We start from the raw sequence: 20291 nt of genomic DNA, 5'->3' as shown, positions 1-20291 counted from the left end.
TCCCTTGGTTGTGATCGACTTTGTCCGGATAATACGGCCTCACACTTTAACAAAACCCTCTGCCATGCGAAGCCTCTCTCTGTGCATTCTGCTCGCCCTGCTGGTCCGTCCCGCCTCGGCCTTCGAGGTGGATCACTGGCCGGATGGCGCCTTCACCGGCCAGCCGACCAGACTGACCTGGCCGGCCCCCGCCCCCCTCGCCAAGCCCCTGACTCTGTGTATCCTCTACCCCCACCTGCGGGATGCCTACTGGCTGTCGGTCAATCAGGGCATGGTGGAGGAAGCCAAGCGGCTCGAGGCCAAGCTGCGGATCCACGAGGCGGGGGGTTATGGCGCCCTGGCCGAACAGCGCAAGCAGTTGCGCCAATGCGTGGATGAGGGGAGCGATGCCATCCTGCTCGGCGCTGTCAGCTATGGGGCTCTCGCCGACGCCATCAGGCAGAGCCCGCTGCCGGTGTTCGGGCTGGTCAACGATCTCGCCCCCGGCCTAGCCGTCGCTCAGGTCGGCGTGCCCTGGTACCAGATGGGCTGGCGCATCGGCCACTGGCTGGCAGAGCGCCACCCGGCGGGCAGCCAGCCCGTCTCGGTCGCCCTCTTCCCGGGCCCCGACTCCGGTAGTGGTACCGCCTTGGTCGAGTCCGGCTTCATCGACGCCATCCGTGACAGCGCCATCCGGCTCGTCACCACTGCGCGCGGCGACAACAGCCGTGAGATCCAGCGTACCCTGGTGCAGCAGACCCTGGCCCGTCACCCCGGGCTCGACTACCTGGTGGGGGGGGCCATCGCCGCCGAGGTGGCGGTCAACGAGCTGGCCCAGCACCATGCCGACCGCCCCAGGGTGCTCGCCACCTACTTCAGCCACGGCGTCCAGCGCGGCCTGCTGCGGGGCAAGATCCTCGCCGCCAACAGCGATCAGATGCGTGAACAGGGGCAGCTTGCGGTGGCCCAGGCCGTCTGCCTGCTTCGCCAACCGGATGCTACTGAAACCCAATGCCCTCGTGTCATGGGCCCACCCATCCTGACCCTGAGCGCCCCCCTGAGCGCACCTGAGCACTCCCTGTCGGATGGGGATTTTCGTCCCGTGTACCGAGTCGGTCTGGCTCCCACTCCCCCCTAGACCAAAACCCGAAGCGGATCACAATCCCCCCTTGCTGCTTCTTATAACATGCTCATTAACATCGTTTTTTATTCGAAAGCCGGAGCAGGCAAACGGGGGGAATCCTGATGGAGCATCTGCTGACCTTTATCATCCTGGTGGCGTTCTTTCTGTTCTACTGGGTCTACTACAGCCATCAGCGCAGGCGCGTCCCCGCCACCCAGTGGGAGAATATTCCCACCAAGGCCCAATATCTGAGCGCCCACCCGGAGGCGGTGGACGGCAAGATAGTATTCTGCCGCCACTGTGGTCACCACAAACAACTGGAGGTCGGTCTGGTGCATCTGGCAGACTTCAGGCGCGAGTGGGCCTGTGCCAAGTGCAAGCGGGTGCTGTTTCGCGCCGAAGATGACCAGATAGCCTGAGACGCCTGATAGAGGAAAATGCATGAAGATGTTACACGCCAGCTGCCTGTGCGGCGCCGTCAGCCTGCGCCTGCCGGACAGCTTCGATTACATGGGCAACTGCCACTGCGGCGAGTGCCGCAAGTTTTCCGGCTCGGATTACGCCTCTGTGGGCGGGCTGGACGGGGACAAGGTGGAAATAGTGAAAGGAGGCGATGCCATCGCCCGCTTCCAGAAGTCGGCGGAGACCAGCCTCGCCTTCTGCCGTCACTGCGGCTCCAGCCTGTTCAGCCAGAAGCGCAGCAGCGGCAAGATCAACCTGAGGCTCGGGGTGCTGGACGAGACGCCAAGCCAGCAGCCCGGCTTTCACATCTTCGTCGGCTCCAAGGCCCCCTGGCACCGGATAGGGGACGACTGTCCGCAGTTTGAGACCCGGCCGCCGGCCTGATGGCAGAACAATCAATCACCGCCTGCAACAGCCTTTTATTAAAACTTCGCCAAAGGCACTGAAAGCAGCCTGATTCACTGCCTACGGCGCTATCTGACCGGCAAACAGATAACCCTCGCCGTGGACGGTGACAAACAGCTGGGGATCCCGCGGCTCCTCCTCCAACTTGCCCCTCAAGCGGCGGATCAGCACGTCTATGGTGCGATCGCTCGGGCCATCGCCACGATGAGTCACCAGGGAGAGGATCCGCTCCCGGCTGAGCACCCGGCCCGCATGGGCGACAAACACCACCAGCACCTCGTATTCCGCCTTGGTGAGGCGCACCGGCACCCCGTCCTTGGTGAGCTGGCGGCGGGGAATGTCAAAGCGCCAAGGGCCGAAGCAGACCGCATCGTCATCGGGTTCGCTCGCCCCTTGCACTGAGGTCGCCAGCGAGATGCGCCACAGCAGGTTCTTGACCCGCACCAGCAGTTCCCTGAGCTCAAACGGCTTGGTGACATAGTCATCGGCCCCCATCTCGAGCCCCACTATCCGGTCTACCGCGTCGCTGCGGCCGGTCACCAGGATGATGCCCACCGTGCTGCGGGCCCTGAGCTCCCGGGTCAGCAGCAGGCCATCTTCCCCCGGCAGGTTGATATCCAGCATCACCAGGGCGATATCCTGCTCCGCCAGGGCGGCCCGCATCCCCTGCCCGTCTTCCACCGCCGTCACTCTATACCCTTCTCGCTCGAAATAGCCGGTCAGCTTCTCGCGGGTCACGACGTCATCTTCGACGACCAGTATGTGGTGGCGCATGGCAGGGCTCGCAGCAGGGACAGGGGGGATTATTCTATTCATATTTTGTCATAAATACCCCTAATTCATTAATTTTTACCGGCAACCCTGTTCACAGCCGCTCCCTATCATGGCTCACATCAAAAAAGCGATGTGAGAGACCTTCCATGAAAAAACTGTGGCACTTCCTGCGCACACCCAGCCGCCGCTGGTCGGTGCTGGCGCTGATCCTGGTCGGGGTCGGCGTGACCCTGGCCGGCACCGTCGGCCTGCATTACGGCTTCGAGAAGACCAGCTCCCTGGAGTTCTGCGTCTCCTGCCACTCCATGGAGAGCACCGTCTATCCGGAGTACAAGGAGTCCATCCACTTCAAGAACGCCTCCGGGGTCCAGGCGGTCTGTACCGACTGCCATCAGCCCAAGGACTTCGTCGGCAAGGTGGCCCGCAAGATGGAGGCCGCCAACGACCTCTATCAGGAGTACATAGGCCACAGCATCGACACCCAGGAGAAGTTTGAGGACAGGCGCTTGCACCTGGCGGAGAAGGTGTGGGCCCGCATGAGCAGCCAGAATTCCAAGACCTGCAAGTCCTGCCACAGCTACGACAACATGGATCACGCCAAACAGTCCCCCGCCGCCGCCCTGGCCATGAAGGACGCCGCCGCCAAGAACATGAACTGCATCGAGTGTCACAAAGGCATAGCCCACGAGCTGCCGAACATGGCCGGCGGCTTCCGTGCCACCTTCGCCGGCCTCAAAGAAGCTGCCCAGGAGGCTCCCGCCGCCGAGACCCTCTACACCCTGGCCGAGAAAGATCTCTATGCCAGCGAGCAGAGCACCGAGGCCGTCGGCAAGCTGCTGCCCGCCTCCCGCATCGAGGTGCTGGCCCGCAGCGGCGATCGTCTCCAGGTGTCGGTCGAAGGCTGGCGCGAGCGAGACGGCAAGGGCCGGGTGCTGAGCGAATACATGGGCAAGCGGGTCTTCGTGGCCACCGTCCGTGACGAGCTCAAGGGGAACGAGCAGGTACTCAAGCAAGAGATGGATGAAGCCACCCAGATCCCCTGGGAGCAGGTGCGGGTCCAGGCCTGGGTCGATGGCAAGGGGCTCGAGCCCTCGCTGCAGCCCATCTGGGACTATGCCGGCGAGATGTACAAGTCCACCTGCAACTCCTGCCACGCGGCGCCGGATCCCGCTCACTTCACCGCCAACGGCTGGATCTCCGGGCTCAAGGCGATGTCCGCCTACTACCGCCTGAGCAAGGAAGAGGAGCGCACCCTGCTCAAATACCTGCAGAACCACGCCGCCGATACCGGCGGTCAGGGTAGCCACTAAGGATTCGAAAGAGGAATAACATCATGATCAACATTTCCCGCCGTGGTTTCCTGGGTGGCCTGCTGGCCAGCGGTGCCAGCGCCCTGATCGGCCCCTCCCTGCTCGGCCGCGCCGTCATGGCCGCCGAGTCCGGTGACAAGCTGGTGCAATCGGGCTCCCACTGGGGCGCCTTCCGCGCCCGGGTGGTGGACGGACGCTGGGTCGAGACCCTGCCGTTCGAACACGACAAACACCCGACCGAGATGCTCAAGGGGCTGGCCGAGGTGGTCTACAACCCCTCCCGCATCCGCTACCCCATGGTGCGCCTGGACTGGCTGCGCAAGGGTCACCAATCAGACACCAGCGAGCGCGGCCAGAACCGCTTCGTGCGGGTGACCTGGTCCCAGGCCCTGGACTTCTTCTATCACGAGCTGGAGCGGGTGCAGAAAACCCATGGCCCGAGCGCCCTCTACGCGGGCCACTCCGGCTGGCAGTCGGTGGGCAAGCTGCACTCCGCCGGCGCCATGCTGGGCCGCGCCATGAACCTGCACGGCACCTACCTGGCCAAGGCCGGTGACTACTCCACCGGCGCCGCCCAGGTGATCCTGCCCCACGTGGCGGGCGCCATGGAGGTGTACGAACAGCAGACCTCCTGGCCGCTCTTGCTGGAGCACAGCAAGACCATAGTCATCTGGGGATCCGATCCCATCAAGAACCTGCAGGTGGGCTGGCTGGTGCCGGATCACAGCGTCTACGACTACTGGGCACAGCTCAAAGAGAAGGTGGCCAAGGGGGAGATCCGGGTCATCAGCGTCGATCCGGTCAAGTCCAAGACCCAAAAATACCTGGATTGCGAGCAGGTTGCCCTCAACCCCCAGACCGATCTGCCCCTGATGTTGGGTATTGCCCATACCCTCTACAGTGAGAAGCTGCACGACGAGAAGTTCCTGAAGAACTACACCACCGGCTTTGACAAGTTCCTGCCCTACCTGCTGGGCGAGAGCGACGGTCAGGTAAAAGACGCCGAGTGGGCGGCCAAGCTGTGTGGCGTGCCCGCCAACCGCATCCGCGAGCTGGCCCGCACCATGGCCAGCGGCCGCACCCAGCTCATCGGCGGCTGGTGCGTACAGCGCATGCACCACGGCGAGCAGTACGCCTGGATGCTGGTGGTCGTGGCCTCCATGCTGGGCCAGATCGGCCTGCCCGGCGGCGGCTACGGCTTTGGCTGGCACTACAACGGCGCCGGCACCATCACCAGCACGGGCCCCATCATGTCCGGTTTCAGCTCCGTCATCCCCGGGGTCAAACCTATCCACGACGGCGACTGGAAGGGCTACTCCAAGTTCATCCCCGTGGCCCGCTTCGTGGATTGCATCCTCAATCCGGGCAAGACCATAGCCTTCAACGGCCAGACCATCACCTACCCGGAGATGAAGATGGCGGTGTTCTGCGGCAACAACCCCTTCCACCACCAGCAGGATCGCAACAAGATGGTGGCGGCCTGGCGCAAGCTGGAAACCGTGGTGAGCGTGGATCACCAGTGGACCGCGAGTTGCCGATTCGCCGACATAGTGCTGCCGGCCACCACGACCTACGAGCGGGACGACATAGAGCAGTGGGGCTCCCACTCCAACGCCGGCATCCTGGCCATGCGCAAGGTGGTGGAGCCGCTGTTCGAGGCCCGCGACGACTACGACATCTTCGCCGACCTCTGCCGCCGCTTCGACCGCGAGGCCGAGTTCACCGGTGGCAAGAACAAGCTGGAGTGGATCCAGAGCATCTATGACGACGCTCGCCTGCAGGGCCGTGGCATCGGCATCCGGTTGCCCCGTTTCAGCCAGTTCTGGCAGGGAGAGGGCTTCGTCACCTTCCCGGCCGGCCAGCCCTGGGTGCGCCACGAGTCGTTCCGCCAGGAGCCGGATCTGGAGCCCCTGGGCACCCCGTCCGGCCTCATTGAGATCTTCTCCCAGACAATAGCCAACTACGGCTATGCGGATTGCCCCGGCCATCCGGTCTGGATGGAGCCGTTCGAGCGCTCCCACGGCGGCCCGGGCAGCAAACAATACCCGCTGCACCTGCAATCCTGCCACCCGGACAAGCGGCTGCACAGCCAGCTCTGCTCCTCGGATGACTATCGCGCCACCTATACGGTGCAGGGCCGGGAGCCGGTCTACATGAGCCCCCAGGACGCCAAGGCGCGGGGCCTTGAGGACGGGAATCTGGTGCGGGTGTTCAACGGCCGCGGTCAGGTACTGGCGGGGCTGGTGGTCTCCGATGACTATGCCCCCGGCGTGGTACGCATTCAGGAGGGGGCCTGGTACGGCCCGCTGGAGGGGGGCAAGGTCGGCACCCTGTGCACCTATGGCGACCCCAATGTGCTGACCGCGGACATCGGCTCCTCCAGCCTGGCCCAGGCCACCTCGGCCCACACCACGCTAGTTGAGATAGAGAAATTCCAGGGCACTGCGCCCGCGGTCACCGCCTTTGGCGCACCGGAGTCGGCGGCGGGCATAGACCCCATGTTCCCGGCACTGTGAGCGGGGGCGGCCAAAACCGCCCCTTGAGTTTCCTTTATTTTTAAAGTCGTTAGAATCGGGGGCCATCATGGCTCCCGATTGTCATCCACGGAGGAAAAATGCAGGAATTTATGGCTACCAGCGAACGCCGGGCCGAACTTTACTGGTGGTTTTCCACCCTGTTTGCCGCCGAGCTCAGCGACCCCCAGATCGCCGAGTACGACAGCTATGACGTGCGCAGCTTCCTCAAAAGCCTCTCCACGCTGGATCCCATGCGCGACGCAGTGGCCGAGCTCAATGACGCCATCGCCCGCCTGCTGGTGCGCCAGGATCGTCAGCTGGAGCTGGCCGCCGACTTCGCCGGTCTGTTCCTGGTGGATCCCAAACAGGGAGCCCTGCCCTACGAATCCCTCTATCGCGGGGAAGCCAAGCTCCTGATGCAGGCCCCCATGGCCGAGATGCAGGCGCGCCTCAAGCGCCTCGGCATCGATGTCAGCGACAAGTACAAGGAGCCTGCCGATCACCTGGCCATCGAGCTGGATCTGATGGGCAATCTCATCATCCGCGCCGCCGAGGCGACCACGGCCAGCGAGCGGGAACAGTGGCTGCAGGAGCAGGAAGAGCTGCTCCATCACCACCTGCTCGGCTGGTTCGCCGATTTCGAGCAGGCCTGCCGCAAGGCCGACCAGTTCGGTTTCTATGGCGCCAGCGCCCGCCTGCTGGGGGTCTTCCTCGCCATGGATGCGAACTACCTGAATCTGGTCAAACCGGCGCAAGCCGCCGACTGATCCCATGAAGACGGCCCTGCTGCTGATCGCCTGCTGGCTGCTCACCTTTATTCCGACACAGCAGGGCCTGCTCCCCCTGGCAGCCCTGCTGTTCAACCCGGACAGGGAGCTCTATGGCGCCGCCCAGCTCACCGGTTTCGCCGGCATACTGCTCACTCTCTACCTCGCGAACCTGGGGGTGGAAGTGGTGCTGCGTCGCCGCTTCCAGATAGCCGGCATGCTGGCCCTGCTGGTGGCCTGGGTCGACTTCATCCACAGCAGCGGCAGCCAGGCGCACTGGTTGCCGCTGCTGGCCTTCGCCCTCCCTTTCCTCGTGCTGGCCATGCTGGTGCTGGTGCGCGGCCTGCAGGCCTTCGGCCGCCAAAAAGGCTGATATCCTGTTGATTTAATGCTGTTCCCCGTTTCCTTTCTCTCCGCCGACTTCCTGCCATACTGACAATCACGCCACATTGACAAAGACATCAATTCAGGTGCCTCCATGACAAAAGCGCTACCCGAATCGGTTAAGGCCTCCCTTCTGTCCGGCCCCCTGCCCCCCCAGCAGCTGCAGCGGCTATTCGACATGGCGCCCTTTGGCATTGGAGTCTTCGATCGGGAATTCAGATGCCGCAGCGTCAATGGCCCCTTCGCCGAGATCTGCGGCGCCCCCCTGACCCTTGGCCAGAGTCTGTTTGAACTCGATGCCGCCGAGCTTCCCCTGCTGGTCCCTCTGCTCGGCGCGCTGATCCACCGTGGTATACCCCGGGAAAAATGGGATCTTGGCCATTTCACCACAGACTATCCCGGGCAGCCCAGGCACTGGCAGGCGATATGCAGCCCCATTCTGGATGCCGGCGGCGATCCGGATGGGCTCTTGCTCATCGTTCGTGACATCGGCGAAGAGCAGCTCTCCCAGCATCAGGCCGATCGGCTGCGGCAGGCCGAGGCGCGGCTCCATCACCTCGCCTACCACGATCCCCTCACGGATCTCGGCAACCGCGCCCTGTTGCAGGAGCGGCTCCTGCTCGAGATAGAGGCGGCTCGCCTCAATCACCACAGCTTCGCCCTGCTGTTCATCGATCTCGACGGCTTCAAGCTGGTCAACGACAATCTGGGCCATGAGGCTGGCGATCACCTGCTCAAGCTGCTGGCCGAGCGCATTCGCCACAATCTTCGCCCCCGGGATCTGGCGGCCCGGCTCGGCGCCGACGAGTTTCTGGTGCTCATCCCCGGCCTCTCCCAGCCACGGCTGCTGGCCGAGCGAGTCGAACAACTGCTGCAGACACTGCGCATACCGGCCGAACTTGGGCAGGAGCGGATCGCCCTCTCCGCCAGCCTGGGAGTCGCCCTCTACCCGGAACATGGCCAGACCCCGGATCACCTCATCAGCGCGGCCAACAGCGCCATGCAGGAGGCCAAGCGCCAGGGCCGCAACGGTCACCTGCTCTATGCCCCCGACATGGCCGAGCAGACGCGGGAGCGCATGCTGCTGGAGCAGGGCCTGCTCAAGGCCGTGGAACAACAGCAGTTTCGCGTCCTCTATCAACCCATGGCGGATCTCACCAACAACCGGCTGAGCGGGCTGGAGGCCCTGCTGCGCTGGCAGCATCCGAGCGAGGGGGTGATCTCCCCCGCCCGCTTCATCCCGGTGGCCGAGCGGTGCGGCCTGATCGAGCAGATTGGGGAGTGGGTGATGCGCACCGCCTGCCAGCAGGGGCAACGCTGGCTGGCGCAAGGATTGAGCGTGCCCAGACTGTCGGTCAATGTCTCGGTCAGGGAGATGCGCGCCCCCGATTACGTGGAGCGGGTGGCGGCCATCCTCTCGGAGACGGGGTTTCCGGCAGAGCGGCTGGAGATAGAGGTCACCGAGAGCATCATCCAGAGCGTGGATCAGAGCCTGCGCTTGTTTACCCGCCTCAAGGCGCTGGGAGTCCAGATCGCCATCGATGACTTCGGCACCGGCTTCTCCTCCCTCAGCCTGCTCAAGACCCTGCCCATCGATCGCATCAAGATCGACAGATCCTTCGTGCAGGCCCTGCCCGATGACAAGCACAGCCGGGAGCTGTGCCGCACCATAGTCCATCTCGCGGACAGCCTCGGCATGGCGGTCACCGCCGAGGGGATAGAGACCCAGTCCCAGCGCCGGTTTCTGCAGTCCCTGCGCTGCGAGGAGGGCCAGGGCTATCTGTTCAGCCATCCCCTCTCAAAATCCCATCTGGCCAGCAAGCTCCATCCCCACCACAGCACCTGGTGCTGAGCCAGCCAAACCCCATAGAAAAAGGGAGCCATCGGCTCCCTTTCTCATATCATCTCCCTCTCGCCGCCTCGCCTTCCCGGCCGGCAGCTAGCCTCTTCTCATCGCTATCCAAAAGTCTAATTGCCCTCGGGCACCAAAGGTATAAGTTGTTACTCAAACATTACAGGAATGTATTCAAAGGAGTGACAGATGAGCGAGAGCAAGGTCTACCCGGTCAAGGCCCACATCGGTAAGAACGCCCTGCTGGACAAGGCAGGCTATGAGGCCATGTATCAGGCATCGGTGCAGGATCCTGAGGCCTTCTGGGGCGAACAGGGCAAGATCCTCGACTGGATGAAGCCCTACACCCGGGTCAAGAACACCTCCTACGATCCCGGCCATGTCTCCATCAAGTGGTATGAGGATGGCCTGCTCAACGTCTCCGCCAACTGCCTGGATCGCCATCTGGCCCAGCGCGGCGACAAGGTCGCCATCATCTGGGAGGGGGACAACCCGGCCGAGGATCGCAAGCTGACCTATCGCGAGCTGCACACCGAGGTATGCAAGTTTGCCAACGTACTCAAGACGCAGGGAGTCAAGCGCGGCGACATGGTCTGCCTCTACATGCCCATGGTGCCGGAGGCGGCCATCGCCATGCTGGCCTGTACCCGCATCGGTGCCGTCCACAGCATCGTCTTTGGCGGCTTCTCCCCTGAAGCCCTGGCCGGCCGCATCATCGACTCCGGATCCTCCATCGTCATCACCGCCGATGAAGGGCTGCGTGGCGGTCGCCCCATCCCCCTCAAGAAGAACGTGGATGAGGCCCTCACCAACCCCGAGACCCGGGTCAGCAAGGTCATCGTCCTCAAACGCACCGGTGGCCAGGTCGCCTGGCACAGCCATCGTGATCTCTGGTGGCACGACGCCGTCGCGAGCGTCAGCGCGGATTGCCCTGCCGAGGCCATGGGCGCCGAGGATCCCCTGTTCGTGCTCTACACCTCGGGCTCCACCGGCAAGCCCAAGGGCGTGCTGCACACCACGGGTGGCTACCTGGTCTACGCCAGCCTCACCTTCAAGTACGTGTTCGACTACCACGAGGAGGACATCTACTGGTGTACCGCCGACGTGGGCTGGGTTACGGGTCACTCCTATCTGGTCTATGGGCCCCTCGCCAACGGCGCCACCACGCTCATGTTCGAAGGGGTACCAAACTACCCGGCCACCAACCGCATGAGCCAGGTGGTGGACAAGCATCAGGTCAGCATCCTCTACACGGCGCCGACCGCCATCCGCGCCCTGATGGCCAAGGGCAAGGAGGCGGTGGAGGGCACCTCCCGTTCCAGCCTGCGCATCATGGGATCCGTGGGTGAGCCCATCAACCCGGAAGCCTGGGAGTGGTACTACCGCACCATAGGCGACGAGCGTTGCCCCATCGTCGACACCTGGTGGCAGACCGAGACCGGCGGCATCCTCATCAGCCCGCTGCCCGGCGTCACCGATCTGAAACCCGGCTCCGCCACCCGCCCCTTCTTCGGGGTACAGCCGGCCCTGGTGGACAACCTGGGCGAACCGCTGGAGGGTGCCACCGAGGGCAACCTGGTGATCACCGACTCCTGGCCTGGCCAGATGCGCACCGTGTTCGGCGATCACGAGCGCTTCGAGCAGACCTACTTCTCCACCTTCCCCGGTCGCTACTTCACCGGCGACGGCGCCCGTCGCGACAACGACGGCTACTACTGGATCACCGGACGGGTGGATGATGTACTGAACGTCTCCGGCCATCGCATGGGCACAGCCGAGATAGAGTCGGCCCTGGTGGCCCATCCGAAAATCGCCGAAGCCGCCGTGGTGGGTGTCCCTCACGAGATCAAGGGTCAGGGCATCTACGCCTATGTCACCCTGATCGCCGGGGAAGAGCCGAGCCGCGAGCTGCATAAAGAGGTGAAGGAGTGGGTACGCAAGGAGATCGGCGCCATCGCAACGCCGGACGTGATCCACTGGGCCGAGGGACTGCCGAAGACCCGATCCGGCAAGATCATGCGCCGTATCCTGCGCAAGATCGCCACCGGTGAGACCGACAGCCTGGGGGATATCTCCACCCTGGCGGATCCGGGCGTAGTCGACAAACTCATCCGTGAGAAGTCGGAAGCGGCATGATCATGCGCTCCATAATGCAGCGCAAGATCGCCACCGGTGAGACCGACAGCCTGGGGACATCTCCACCCTGGCGGATCCGGGTGTAGTGGACAAGCTCATCCGGGAGAAGTCGGAAGCGGCTTGAGTCCTGCCACCTTCCTCCACAAAGCCGGCCTTGTGCCGGCTTTGTCGTCTCTATGCTCCGGCTTTCGTCCTCTGGGCCAAAAAGCACAATAAATAAACAGATGTAGAGATTAGACCAGTAAAATGCTGCGATTTTTCACGAAATCAATATAATTGCGAAATCTGTGTGCCAGGGCACATCGAATTGCGCAGAAAATGGCTAGATTTCTGGTAGTCCACAGATAGCCGACAGATGGCAGCATTATCATCGAGGATGTACACAATATGTCGCAACATCACCGAATCCTCCTGCTCAATGGCCCCAACCTGAATCTGTTGGGCAAGCGGGAGCCGGGAATCTACGGCAGCAAGACGCTCGATGAGATCGTCGCCGATCTGCAGCACAGCGCCGGCGAACTCGGTGTCACTCTGGAACACCTGCAATCCAACGCCGAACATGAGTTGGTCGGCCGCATCCATCAGGCCATGGGCCAGGTGGACTATATCATCATCAACCCGGCCGCCTTCACCCACACCAGCGTCGCCCTGCGCGATGCGCTGCTGGGTGTGGCCATCCCCTTCATCGAGGTTCACCTGTCAAACGTCCATGCCAGGGAGGCTTTCCGACATCACTCCTATCTGTCCGATGTGGCCAAGGGAGTGATCTGTGGGCTGGGTGCCGATGGCTACCAATTCGCTTTAACCGCGGCCGTGCACCAGTTGCGCGCGGCTTGATAATCACTGATCAGATAAAGAAGAAAGAGAATGCTAATGGATATCCGCAAAATCAAGAAGCTGATTGAACTGGTTGAAGAGTCCGGCATCGCCGAGCTGGAAATCTCCGAAGGGGAAGAGTCCGTTCGCATCAGCCGCAATTTCTCCGGCCAGGTTAGCGTTGCCCCGCAGATGATGATGCAGCCGGCTCCGGCTCAGCAAGTGGCCGCCCCGGTTGCCGCCGCTGCACCGAGCGCGGCCCCTGCCGCCGATGCCGCCCCGAGCGGTCATCTGATGCGCTCCCCCATGGTGGGCTCCTTCTACCGCTCCTCCAGCCCGGAGGCCAAGCCGTTCGTGGAAGTCGGTCAGCACGTCAATGTCGGCGATACCCTATGCATCGTCGAAGCCATGAAAATGATGAACCAAATCGAGTCTGACAAGGCCGGTGTGATCAAAGCGATCCTGGTTGAAAATGGTCAGGCCGTCGAATTTGACGAGCCGCTGTTCATCATCGAATAAGGGAAAATGCCACCCATGTTGGACAAAGTAGTCATCGCCAACCGAGGTGAAATTGCCCTGCGGATCCTGCGCGCCTGTAAAGAGCTCGGGATCAAGACAGTGGCCGTTCACTCCACCGCCGACCGGGAGCTCAAGCATGTGCTGCTGGCCGACGAAACCATCTGTATCGGCAAGCCTGCCAGCGGTGAATCCTACCTCAACGTGCCGGCCATCATCGCCGCCGCCGAGGTGACCGGTGCCGTCGCCATCCACCCGGGCTACGGCTTCCTCTCCGAGAATGCCGACTTCGCCGAAGTGGTCGAGAAATCCGGCTTCATCTTCATCGGCCCGCGCGCCGAGACCATTCGCCTGATGGGTGACAAGGTCTCCGCCATCGAGGCGATGAAGAAGGCGGGCGTGCCCTGCGTACCCGGCTCCGACGGCCCGGTGGACAACGATGCCAAGCGCAACGCCACCATCGCCAAGCGGATCGGCTACCCCGTGATCATCAAGGCCGCCGGTGGCGGTGGTGGTCGCGGCATGCGCGTGGTGCGCAACGAGGCCGAGCTGGCCTCCGCCATCGCCCTGACCAAATCCGAAGCGGGCCAGTTCTTCAAGAACGATATGGTCTACATGGAGAAGTACCTGGAGAACCCGCGCCACATCGAGATCCAGGTGTTGGCAGACGGCCAGGGTACCGCCCTCTATCTGGGTGAGCGGGACTGCTCCATGCAGCGCCGTCACCAGAAGGTCGTTGAAGAAGCACCGGCCCCCGGCATCACCGAAGAGATGCGCAAGTTCATCGGTGAGCGCTGCGTGCGCGCCTGTCTCGAAATAGGCTACCGCGGTGCGGGTACCTTCGAGTTCCTGTACGAGAACGGCGAGTTCTACTTCATCGAGATGAACACCCGGATCCAGGTCGAGCACCCGGTCACCGAGATGGTCACCGGTGTGGATCTCATCAAGGAGCAGCTGCGTATCGCCGCCGGCCAGCCCCTCTCCATCACCCAGCAGGACATCCGCATCCGTGGCCACGCCATCGAGTGCCGGATCAACGCCGAGGATCCCGCGACCTTCATGCCGTCTCCGGGCCTGATCCAGCGCTTCCACGCGCCGGGTGGTCTGGGTGTGCGCTGGGAGTCCCACATTTATGCGGGCTACAAGGTGCCACCCTACTACGACTCCATGATCGGCAAGCTGATCTGTTACGGTGAGAACCGCGACGTCGCCATCGCCCGCATGCGTCACGCTCTCGACGAGCTGGTGGTGGAAGGGATCAAGACCAACATCGCCCTGCAAAAAGAGATCATGAAGGACGAGAACTTCCAGCACGGTGGGACCAACATCCACTACCTGCACAAGAAGTTGGGTCTGTAAGGACACTCTCCCAGGGGATCCCTGGGTCAACCCAGATCCGCATTTGAAAAAGGGCCATGGCGACATGGCCCTTTTTTGTTATTCTTGCGCCCCGCTCACTCGTCGGAGGCCAAGGTGAACCGTTTCGCACTCGCCCGTCGTGAGGCAGCCCTCTGTCTGCTGCTCACCCTGCTCTATTTCGCCGCCTGGTACGGCTCGGCTTATTTCATCCCGGAAGAGATCGAACTCTGGGACATGCCACTCTGGTTTGTGCTCAGCTGCATCCTGATGCCACTGCTGTTTATCGGCCTCTGCGCGCTGATGGTGGATCGCCTCTTCATCGACATCCCTTTGGATACGGAGGAAACCCTCGCCGAGCCCCTGCAGGCCACCGGTACTCTGGGCCCAGCCATGAGCCAGGCACGCCACGAATCCGATTCCGATAACTCCAATGCCGATAACAAGGAACCTCGCCGCCATGAATCTTGAGTTGATGATGCCGCTCATCGTCTACCTGGTGCTGGTGCTGGGGGTCGGCTACTGGGCCAGCCGCCACCGCGCCGGCGGCGACTTCGTGCAGGAGTACTTCATCGGCAATCGCAGCATGGGCGGCCTGGTGCTGGCCATGACGCTGGTGGCCACTTACACCTCTGCATCGTCCTTTATCGGCGGGCCCGGCGCCGCCTACAAGATAGGCCTCGGCTGGGTGTTGCTGGCGATGATCCAGCTGCCCACCGTCTGGCTCACCCTGGGGGTACTCGGCAAGAAGTTCGCCATCATAGCCCGCCGGGTCAATGCGGTGACCATCAACGACATGCTGTGGGCCCGCTATCGCAGCAAGTGGGTGGTGGTGCTGGGATCCGTGACCATCATCCTCGCCTTCATCGCCACCATGGTGGTGCAGTTTATCGGCGGTGCCCGCCTGCTGGAGACCGCCACCGGCCTCAGCTATCAGCAGGGCCTGCTGCTGTTCGCGAGCTGCGTGCTGCTTTATACCGTCATAGGCGGGTTCAGGGCCGTGGTGATGACGGACGCCCTGCAGGGGATCATCATGCTGATCGGCACCGGCGCCCTGCTGGCGGGGATCCTGGTGGCCGGCGACGGCCTGCCGAACCTCATCCATCAGCTCAAGGAGATAGATCCCAAGCTGGTGAGCCCGCAAGGGGCCGGCGACATGCTGACCCAGCCCTTCATGCTGAGCTTCTGGGTACTGGTCTGCATCGGGGTGGTGGGGCTGCCCCACTCGGCCCTGCGCTGCTTCGGCTACCGGGACAGCAAGGCGCTGCATCGCGGCATCCTCATCGGCACCATTGTCAGCGCCCTGCTGATGTTCGGCATGCACCTGGCCGGGGCCCTGGGCCGCGCCATCCTGCCCGGCATGGACAGCCCGGACAAGATCATGCCGTCCCTGATGATGGAGGTGCTGCCCCCCTGGCTGGCGGGGGTCTTCCTCGCGGCTCCCATGGCGGCCATCATGTCCACCATCGACTCCCAGCTCATTCAAGCCTCGGCGACCCTGGTAAAGGACCTCTACCTCAACTATCTCAGTCCTAAAAATGAACGGCAGGAGAAGCTGGAAGTGCGGGTACCACGCCTCTCCCTGCTCTGCACCCTGATCCTCGGCAGCCTGGTGCTGCTGGCGGCGCTGCAGCCCCCGGAGATGATCATCTGGCTCAACCTGCTCGCCTTCGGCGGCCTGCAGGCGGTCTTCCTCTGGCCCCTGGTGCTCGGCCTCTACTGGTCCCGGGCCAATGGCCCTGGCGCCCTAGCCAGCATGGTGACCGGCATCCTCTGCTACGGGATCCTGAGTCAGTGGGGCATCAAGCTGGCGGGCCTGCACGCCATCGTCCCCAGCCTGAGCCTCGGCCTCATCGCCTTCATCCTGGTCAGCCTGCTGACCCCGCCCCCAGATCAAAACGTGCGGCGGTTATTTGATCAGGAATAACAAAACGCACAATAAAGGGACCCTCTGCCTATCCCCAAATGGGTGCCATGCAGGTAAACTGTGCGCTATGTCACAAAATAGCCAGCACCCATGCCTGCACCGACAGCCAGACAAACCCTGACCCAGGCCCTGCAACGGCTCGGCTACGCCCTGCTGTTGCCGGTCTCCATCCTGCCCCTGGCCGCCCTGCTCCATCGCCTCGGTCAGCCGGACGTGCTGGATCTGGCGGTACTCTCCCTCGCCGGCCAGGCCCTGTTCGGCCAGATGCCCCTCATCTATGCGGTGGCCATCGCCTTCGGCCTGAGCCGGCAGGGACAAGGGGCACAGGCGTTGGCGGGGGCGGTCAACTTCCTGCTGCTGAGTTCGGCTCTCGGCACCCTGGCTCCCGGCCTGCATGCGGACATGATCTGCGGCCTGCTGGCGGGGCTGACCACGGCGCTCATCTGCTCCTGGTCCCGCACCCTGCGCCTACCGGGTTGGCTGCGGCCGCTGCAGGAAGATCTGCCGGGCATGCTGCTCTCGGCACTGGGTTGCCTGCTGCTGGTGCTCCCCCTCTCCATCTTGTGGCCGCTGCTGGAGCAGGGCATCAGCCTGCTTGCCTCCCACCTGCTCACCACCCCCTTCGGTGCCTTCTGCTACGGCGTGCTCAATCGCCTGTTGATCCCCTTCGGCCTGCATCAGGTGCTGGGCAGCCTGGTGGGGCTGGGGGAGAGCAACCTGCAGGCGCTGGCCAGCGCCCAGCCCCTGCACGAGGGCTATGTGGCCGGCCTCTACCCCGTCATCATCTTCGGTCTGCCGGGGGCCTGCCTCGCCATCTGGCTGCATCGAAAACGCCTGCGGCGTCTGCCACAGGGGGGGCTGCTGCTCACCCTGGCCCTCACCTCAGCCCTGGTGGGGATCACCGAGCCCATCGAATTCCTGTTCGCCTTCACCGCCCCCTGGCTGTTCCTGGCCCACGCCCTGCTGACCGGACTGTCGCTGGCCATCTGCAGCGGGCTCGGCATCAAGGTGGGCAGTTACTTCTCCGCCGGGCTGATGGATCTGGTGCTGAGCTACTCCGCCGGTGAGCACAGCTTCTGGCTCATCCCCATCGGCATCCTGTTCTTCGTCGCCTATGCCCTGCTGTTCTCCCTGCTGCTGGATCACTCCCCCCTCAGCCTGCCGAGCAAGCCCCTCGCCGAGGAGCTGCCCCAGCTCACTCACCTGGCCCCCACGGATCCCCAGATGCTGGCCATCCAGTACCTCAAGGTGCTGGGGGGCATGGACAATCTGCAGGCCATGAGTGTCTGCCTGACCCGCCTCAGCCTCAGGGTCGGCGACATGACGCTGGTGGATCAGAGCCGCCTCGCGGCGCTGGGCAGCCTCTCATGGATAGTGCTCAACGACCATCAGCTGGTGCTGGTACTGGGCCCCAATGCGGGGCTGATCGAGGGGCAGATCCGCATGCTGGCAAGACGCCAGTCGGTTCCCCTCGGCCTGGAACCGGGCAAGGCCCAGTCCTGACCTCACCGGACCGCGCGTCAGGCGAAGGGCAGGCGATCGGCCACGAAGTCCATCAGGGTGCGCAGGGCCGGGGCCAGATGCTCCCGGCTCGGGTAGATGAGGTAGAAGGGATTGGGCGGGACGGACAAGTTCGGCAGCACCTTTTGCAGCGCCCCCGCCGCCAGATCGGCGCGGCAGACGTGATCCGGCAGCAGGGCGATACCACCGCCATTGACGGCCAACTCCCGCAGCGCCAGCAGGCTGTTGCTGATGCAGCGCCCCTGCGCCCGCCAGCCCCCCTCCTGCAGCGGCCAGACCGGCAGTGCCGTATGCACCAGGCAAGCATGCAGCCCCAGTTCAGAGAGTTGCTGTGGCGCCCCGTGTGCCGTCAGATAGGCGGGAGCCGCCACCAGATGGCGCGGCACCTGGCCGATGCGCCGGCAGATGAGGCTGGAATCCTTGAGGGGGGCCGCCCGCAGAGCCAGATCATAACCCTCCCCCACCAGATCCAGCTGCTCGTCACTCAGGGTCAGCTCCAGCACCACCTCGGGATAGAGGGCGCGAAACTCCGCCAGGATCTTGCCGAGCAGCAGGGTGCCGGTCGCCTCGGGGGCGGTGATCCGCACCCGGCCAGCGGGGGCGCTGCGCAGCCTTGCCATCGCCAGATTGGCGCTGCGGGCCAGCACCAGCAGCCCCTTGCAATGCTCCACATAGAGCTCCCCTTGCGGGGTCAGGCTGAGCCTGCGGGTGGTGCGCTGCAGCAGCCTCACCCCGAGCTGGGACTCGAGGCGCGAGATCTTCTGGCTTACCGAGGACTTGGGCATGTCGAGCAACTCGGCCGCCCGGGTGAAACTGCCCTGCTCCACTACTGTGGCGAACAGCCCCATCAACTCCAGTTCGACATTGTTCATATATGCAAACAGTCTTTCCAAATTACCCATCTTAATGATGATAATTCACCAGACTACACTGCTTGGCAATCCACTCATTCCCTTTGAAAGGAACTGCCATGAAAGCCATCGCCCTGACCCACTACCTGCCAAGCGATCACCCCCATTGCTTCATCGAGGCCGAGCTCCCCACCCCGACCCCGGGCCCACGGGACCTGCTGGTCAAGGTAAACGCCACCTCCATCAACCCGGTCGACACCAAGGTGCGCTCCCCAAAAGCCAAGATGGAGCCGAGCCCGCGGGTGCTGGGCTGGGATGCGGTGGGGGACGTGATCGCCGTGGGCAGCGAGGTGACCCTGTTCAAGCGCGGTGATCGCGTCTGGTATGCCGGCGACATCAGCCGCCCGGGCAGCAACGGCGCCCAGCAACTGGTGGACGAGCGTATCGCCGCCCTGGCGCCGACCAGCCTGAACGATCTGGAGGCCGCCGCCCTGCCCCTCACCGCCATCACCGCCTGGGAGGCCCTGTTCGAGCGCATCGGCCTCAGTCGTGAGAGTGAGGGCCGGCTGCTGATCATAGGCGGCGCCGGCGGCGTGGGTTCCATCGCCATCCAGCTCGCCCGCCAGCTCACCAATATGGAGGTGATCGCCACCGCCTCCCGGCCAGAGACCCGGGCCTGGTGCCTCGAGATGGGGGCCCATCAGGTGGTGAGCCACCACAAACTGCAGGCCGAACTCGCGGCCCTCGGCATCAGCCAGCTCGACGCCATCTTCTGCACCAATGCCACCGAGCAGCACTGGGCCGCCATGGCGAGCCTCATCCGCCCCTTCGGCCACATCTGCACCATAGCCGAATCGAGCGAGCCCTGGGATCTCGGTCTGCTCAAGCCCAAGAGCGTCACCTTCAGCCAGGAGTTCATGTTCACCCGTTCCCTGTTCCAGACCCCGGACATGACAGAGCAGCACAGGTTGCTGGGGCGGGTCGCGGCCCTGGTGGAAGAAGGGGTGCTCAGGACCACTCTCAGCAAGGTGGTCGCCGAACTGACCCCGCTCACCCTGGCTCAGGCCCATGCCGAGGTGGAGGCGGGCCGCATGGTGGGCAAGCTGGTCATCGACATGAGCCAGTTCGGCAACTAATCCCTTCTGGGTAAAAACTGCACCATCATGGGGTGAACTCACCAGCGGCAAGCCCCATCAGTGCACAGCCTCTCTCAGACAACCGACAGTCACCACGCGGCTTCACCATCAAAAGAGATAAAAAGGGGCCATCCCGTTGGGATGGCCCTAAAAACCTGAACGTTGGGGGTAACAATCACACACATATCCTTATGCAGGACACACTAGCCGCTGCAGCTTGCGTGCCAAGTCGCCATTTCACTGCAAGATCCATCCTTTTCCCCGCCAATTTCCACCAGATAAAAAAAGCCACCCTGAGGTGGCTGAAAAAGATGACGGAACTTTCATAGAGCAAAGCATTCAGCGGGAACAAGTTGCTTCCCGTCACCCAAGGAGGAATACATGAACCGTGCCAACTCGGCAGGATCCCCTTCCTCCGGCCTGTACCATGGGCAAACCACGACAGCACAGGCCCATGATG

Annotated in this window: 16 protein-coding genes and 2 pseudogenes; 16 read left to right on the top strand and 2 right to left on the bottom strand. The window is 63.4% G+C overall.

The window, feature by feature from the left end:
- Window positions 1–64: 64 nt before the first annotated feature.
- The 3 genes from torT (at window position 65) to ACRCYW_RS20960 (ending at window position 1948) form a co-directional block, all read left to right on the top strand.
- The gene (gene torT / locus ACRCYW_RS20970; protein WP_438551915.1) at window positions 65–1117 is read left to right on the top strand and encodes a TMAO reductase system periplasmic protein TorT; all 1053 of its coding nucleotides are present in this window, start codon (window positions 65–67) and stop codon (window positions 1115–1117) included.
- Between the two features lie 107 nt (window positions 1118–1224).
- Entirely contained in the window at window positions 1225–1521 is a 297-nt protein-coding gene (locus ACRCYW_RS20965; RefSeq protein WP_438551914.1) for a hypothetical protein, read from the top strand.
- 22 nt (window positions 1522–1543) lie between these two features.
- Entirely contained in the window at window positions 1544–1948 is a 405-nt protein-coding gene (locus ACRCYW_RS20960; protein WP_438551913.1) for a GFA family protein, read from the top strand.
- Between the two features lie 81 nt (window positions 1949–2029).
- Here the strand turns inward: ACRCYW_RS20960 and torR are convergent, their stop codons facing one another.
- Window positions 2030–2743: a two-component system response regulator TorR gene (gene torR, locus ACRCYW_RS20955; RefSeq protein ID WP_438551912.1), complete on the bottom strand. Its 714-nt coding sequence runs from the start codon at window positions 2741–2743 to the stop codon at window positions 2030–2032.
- A 146-nt stretch (window positions 2744–2889) separates the two neighbouring features.
- Here torR and torC point away from each other — a divergent pair, with 146 nt between their 5' ends.
- The 12 genes and pseudogenes from torC (at window position 2890) to ACRCYW_RS20895 (ending at window position 17826) form a co-directional block, all read left to right on the top strand.
- Window positions 2890–4053, top strand: coding sequence for a pentaheme c-type cytochrome TorC (gene torC, locus ACRCYW_RS20950; RefSeq protein ID WP_438551911.1), 1164 nt, complete (start codon window positions 2890–2892; stop codon window positions 4051–4053).
- 23 nt (window positions 4054–4076) lie between these two features.
- Window positions 4077–6569, top strand: a complete 2493-nt coding sequence (gene torA / locus ACRCYW_RS20945; protein ID WP_438551910.1) for a trimethylamine-N-oxide reductase TorA — start codon at window positions 4077–4079, stop codon at window positions 6567–6569.
- A gap of 98 nt (window positions 6570–6667) precedes the next feature.
- A complete protein-coding gene (torD, locus tag ACRCYW_RS20940; protein ID WP_438551909.1) occupies window positions 6668–7336 on the top strand; it encodes a molecular chaperone TorD in 669 nt (222 codons plus the stop codon).
- A 4-nt stretch (window positions 7337–7340) separates the two neighbouring features.
- Window positions 7341–7709 (top strand): hypothetical protein, encoded by a 369-nt coding sequence (locus tag ACRCYW_RS20935; RefSeq protein WP_438551908.1) that lies wholly within the window; start codon window positions 7341–7343, stop codon window positions 7707–7709.
- 168 nt (window positions 7710–7877) lie between these two features.
- Window positions 7878–9572, top strand: a pseudogene (locus ACRCYW_RS20930) (putative bifunctional diguanylate cyclase/phosphodiesterase); the annotation flags it as partial.
- 189 nt (window positions 9573–9761) lie between these two features.
- Window positions 9762–11708 (top strand): acetate--CoA ligase, encoded by a 1947-nt coding sequence (gene acs / locus ACRCYW_RS20925; protein ID WP_438551907.1) that lies wholly within the window; start codon window positions 9762–9764, stop codon window positions 11706–11708.
- 387 nt (window positions 11709–12095) lie between these two features.
- Entirely contained in the window at window positions 12096–12545 is a 450-nt protein-coding gene (gene aroQ / locus ACRCYW_RS20920) for a type II 3-dehydroquinate dehydratase (protein ID WP_438551906.1), read from the top strand.
- A gap of 36 nt (window positions 12546–12581) precedes the next feature.
- Window positions 12582–13043: an acetyl-CoA carboxylase biotin carboxyl carrier protein gene (accB, locus tag ACRCYW_RS20915; RefSeq protein ID WP_438551905.1), complete on the top strand. Its 462-nt coding sequence runs from the start codon at window positions 12582–12584 to the stop codon at window positions 13041–13043.
- 15 nt (window positions 13044–13058) lie between these two features.
- Window positions 13059–14399 carry an acetyl-CoA carboxylase biotin carboxylase subunit gene (gene accC / locus ACRCYW_RS20910; protein WP_438551904.1) on the top strand — a complete coding sequence of 447 codons (1341 nt, stop codon included), beginning with the start codon at window positions 13059–13061 and terminating at the stop codon, window positions 14397–14399.
- 114 nt (window positions 14400–14513) lie between these two features.
- Window positions 14514–14741, top strand: a pseudogene (locus ACRCYW_RS20905) (DUF997 family protein); the annotation flags it as partial.
- 115 nt (window positions 14742–14856) lie between these two features.
- Window positions 14857–16323, top strand: coding sequence for a sodium/pantothenate symporter (gene panF / locus ACRCYW_RS20900; RefSeq protein ID WP_438551903.1), 1467 nt, complete (start codon window positions 14857–14859; stop codon window positions 16321–16323).
- Window positions 16324–16413: 90 nt separating this feature from the next.
- The gene (locus ACRCYW_RS20895; protein ID WP_438551902.1) at window positions 16414–17826 is read left to right on the top strand and encodes a PTS transporter subunit EIIC; all 1413 of its coding nucleotides are present in this window, start codon (window positions 16414–16416) and stop codon (window positions 17824–17826) included.
- 17 nt (window positions 17827–17843) lie between these two features.
- Here ACRCYW_RS20895 and ACRCYW_RS20890 read toward each other — a convergent pair whose 3' ends face one another.
- Complete coding sequence (locus ACRCYW_RS20890) at window positions 17844–18716, bottom strand: LysR family transcriptional regulator (RefSeq protein WP_438551901.1); 873 nt, start codon at window positions 18714–18716, stop codon at window positions 17844–17846.
- 98 nt (window positions 18717–18814) lie between these two features.
- On the opposite strand from ACRCYW_RS20890, the gene ACRCYW_RS20885 reads away from it, so the two are divergent.
- The gene (locus ACRCYW_RS20885) at window positions 18815–19831 is read left to right on the top strand and encodes a zinc-binding alcohol dehydrogenase family protein (protein WP_438551900.1); all 1017 of its coding nucleotides are present in this window, start codon (window positions 18815–18817) and stop codon (window positions 19829–19831) included.
- Window positions 19832–20291 lie beyond the last annotated feature (460 nt).

It is taken from the genome of Aeromonas sp., from assembly GCF_051657805.1.
Lineage (GTDB): Bacteria > Pseudomonadota > Gammaproteobacteria > Enterobacterales > Aeromonadaceae > Aeromonas.
The sequence above is the reverse complement of the archived record's forward strand: the minus strand, read 5'-3'. Positions and strand labels throughout refer to the sequence as shown.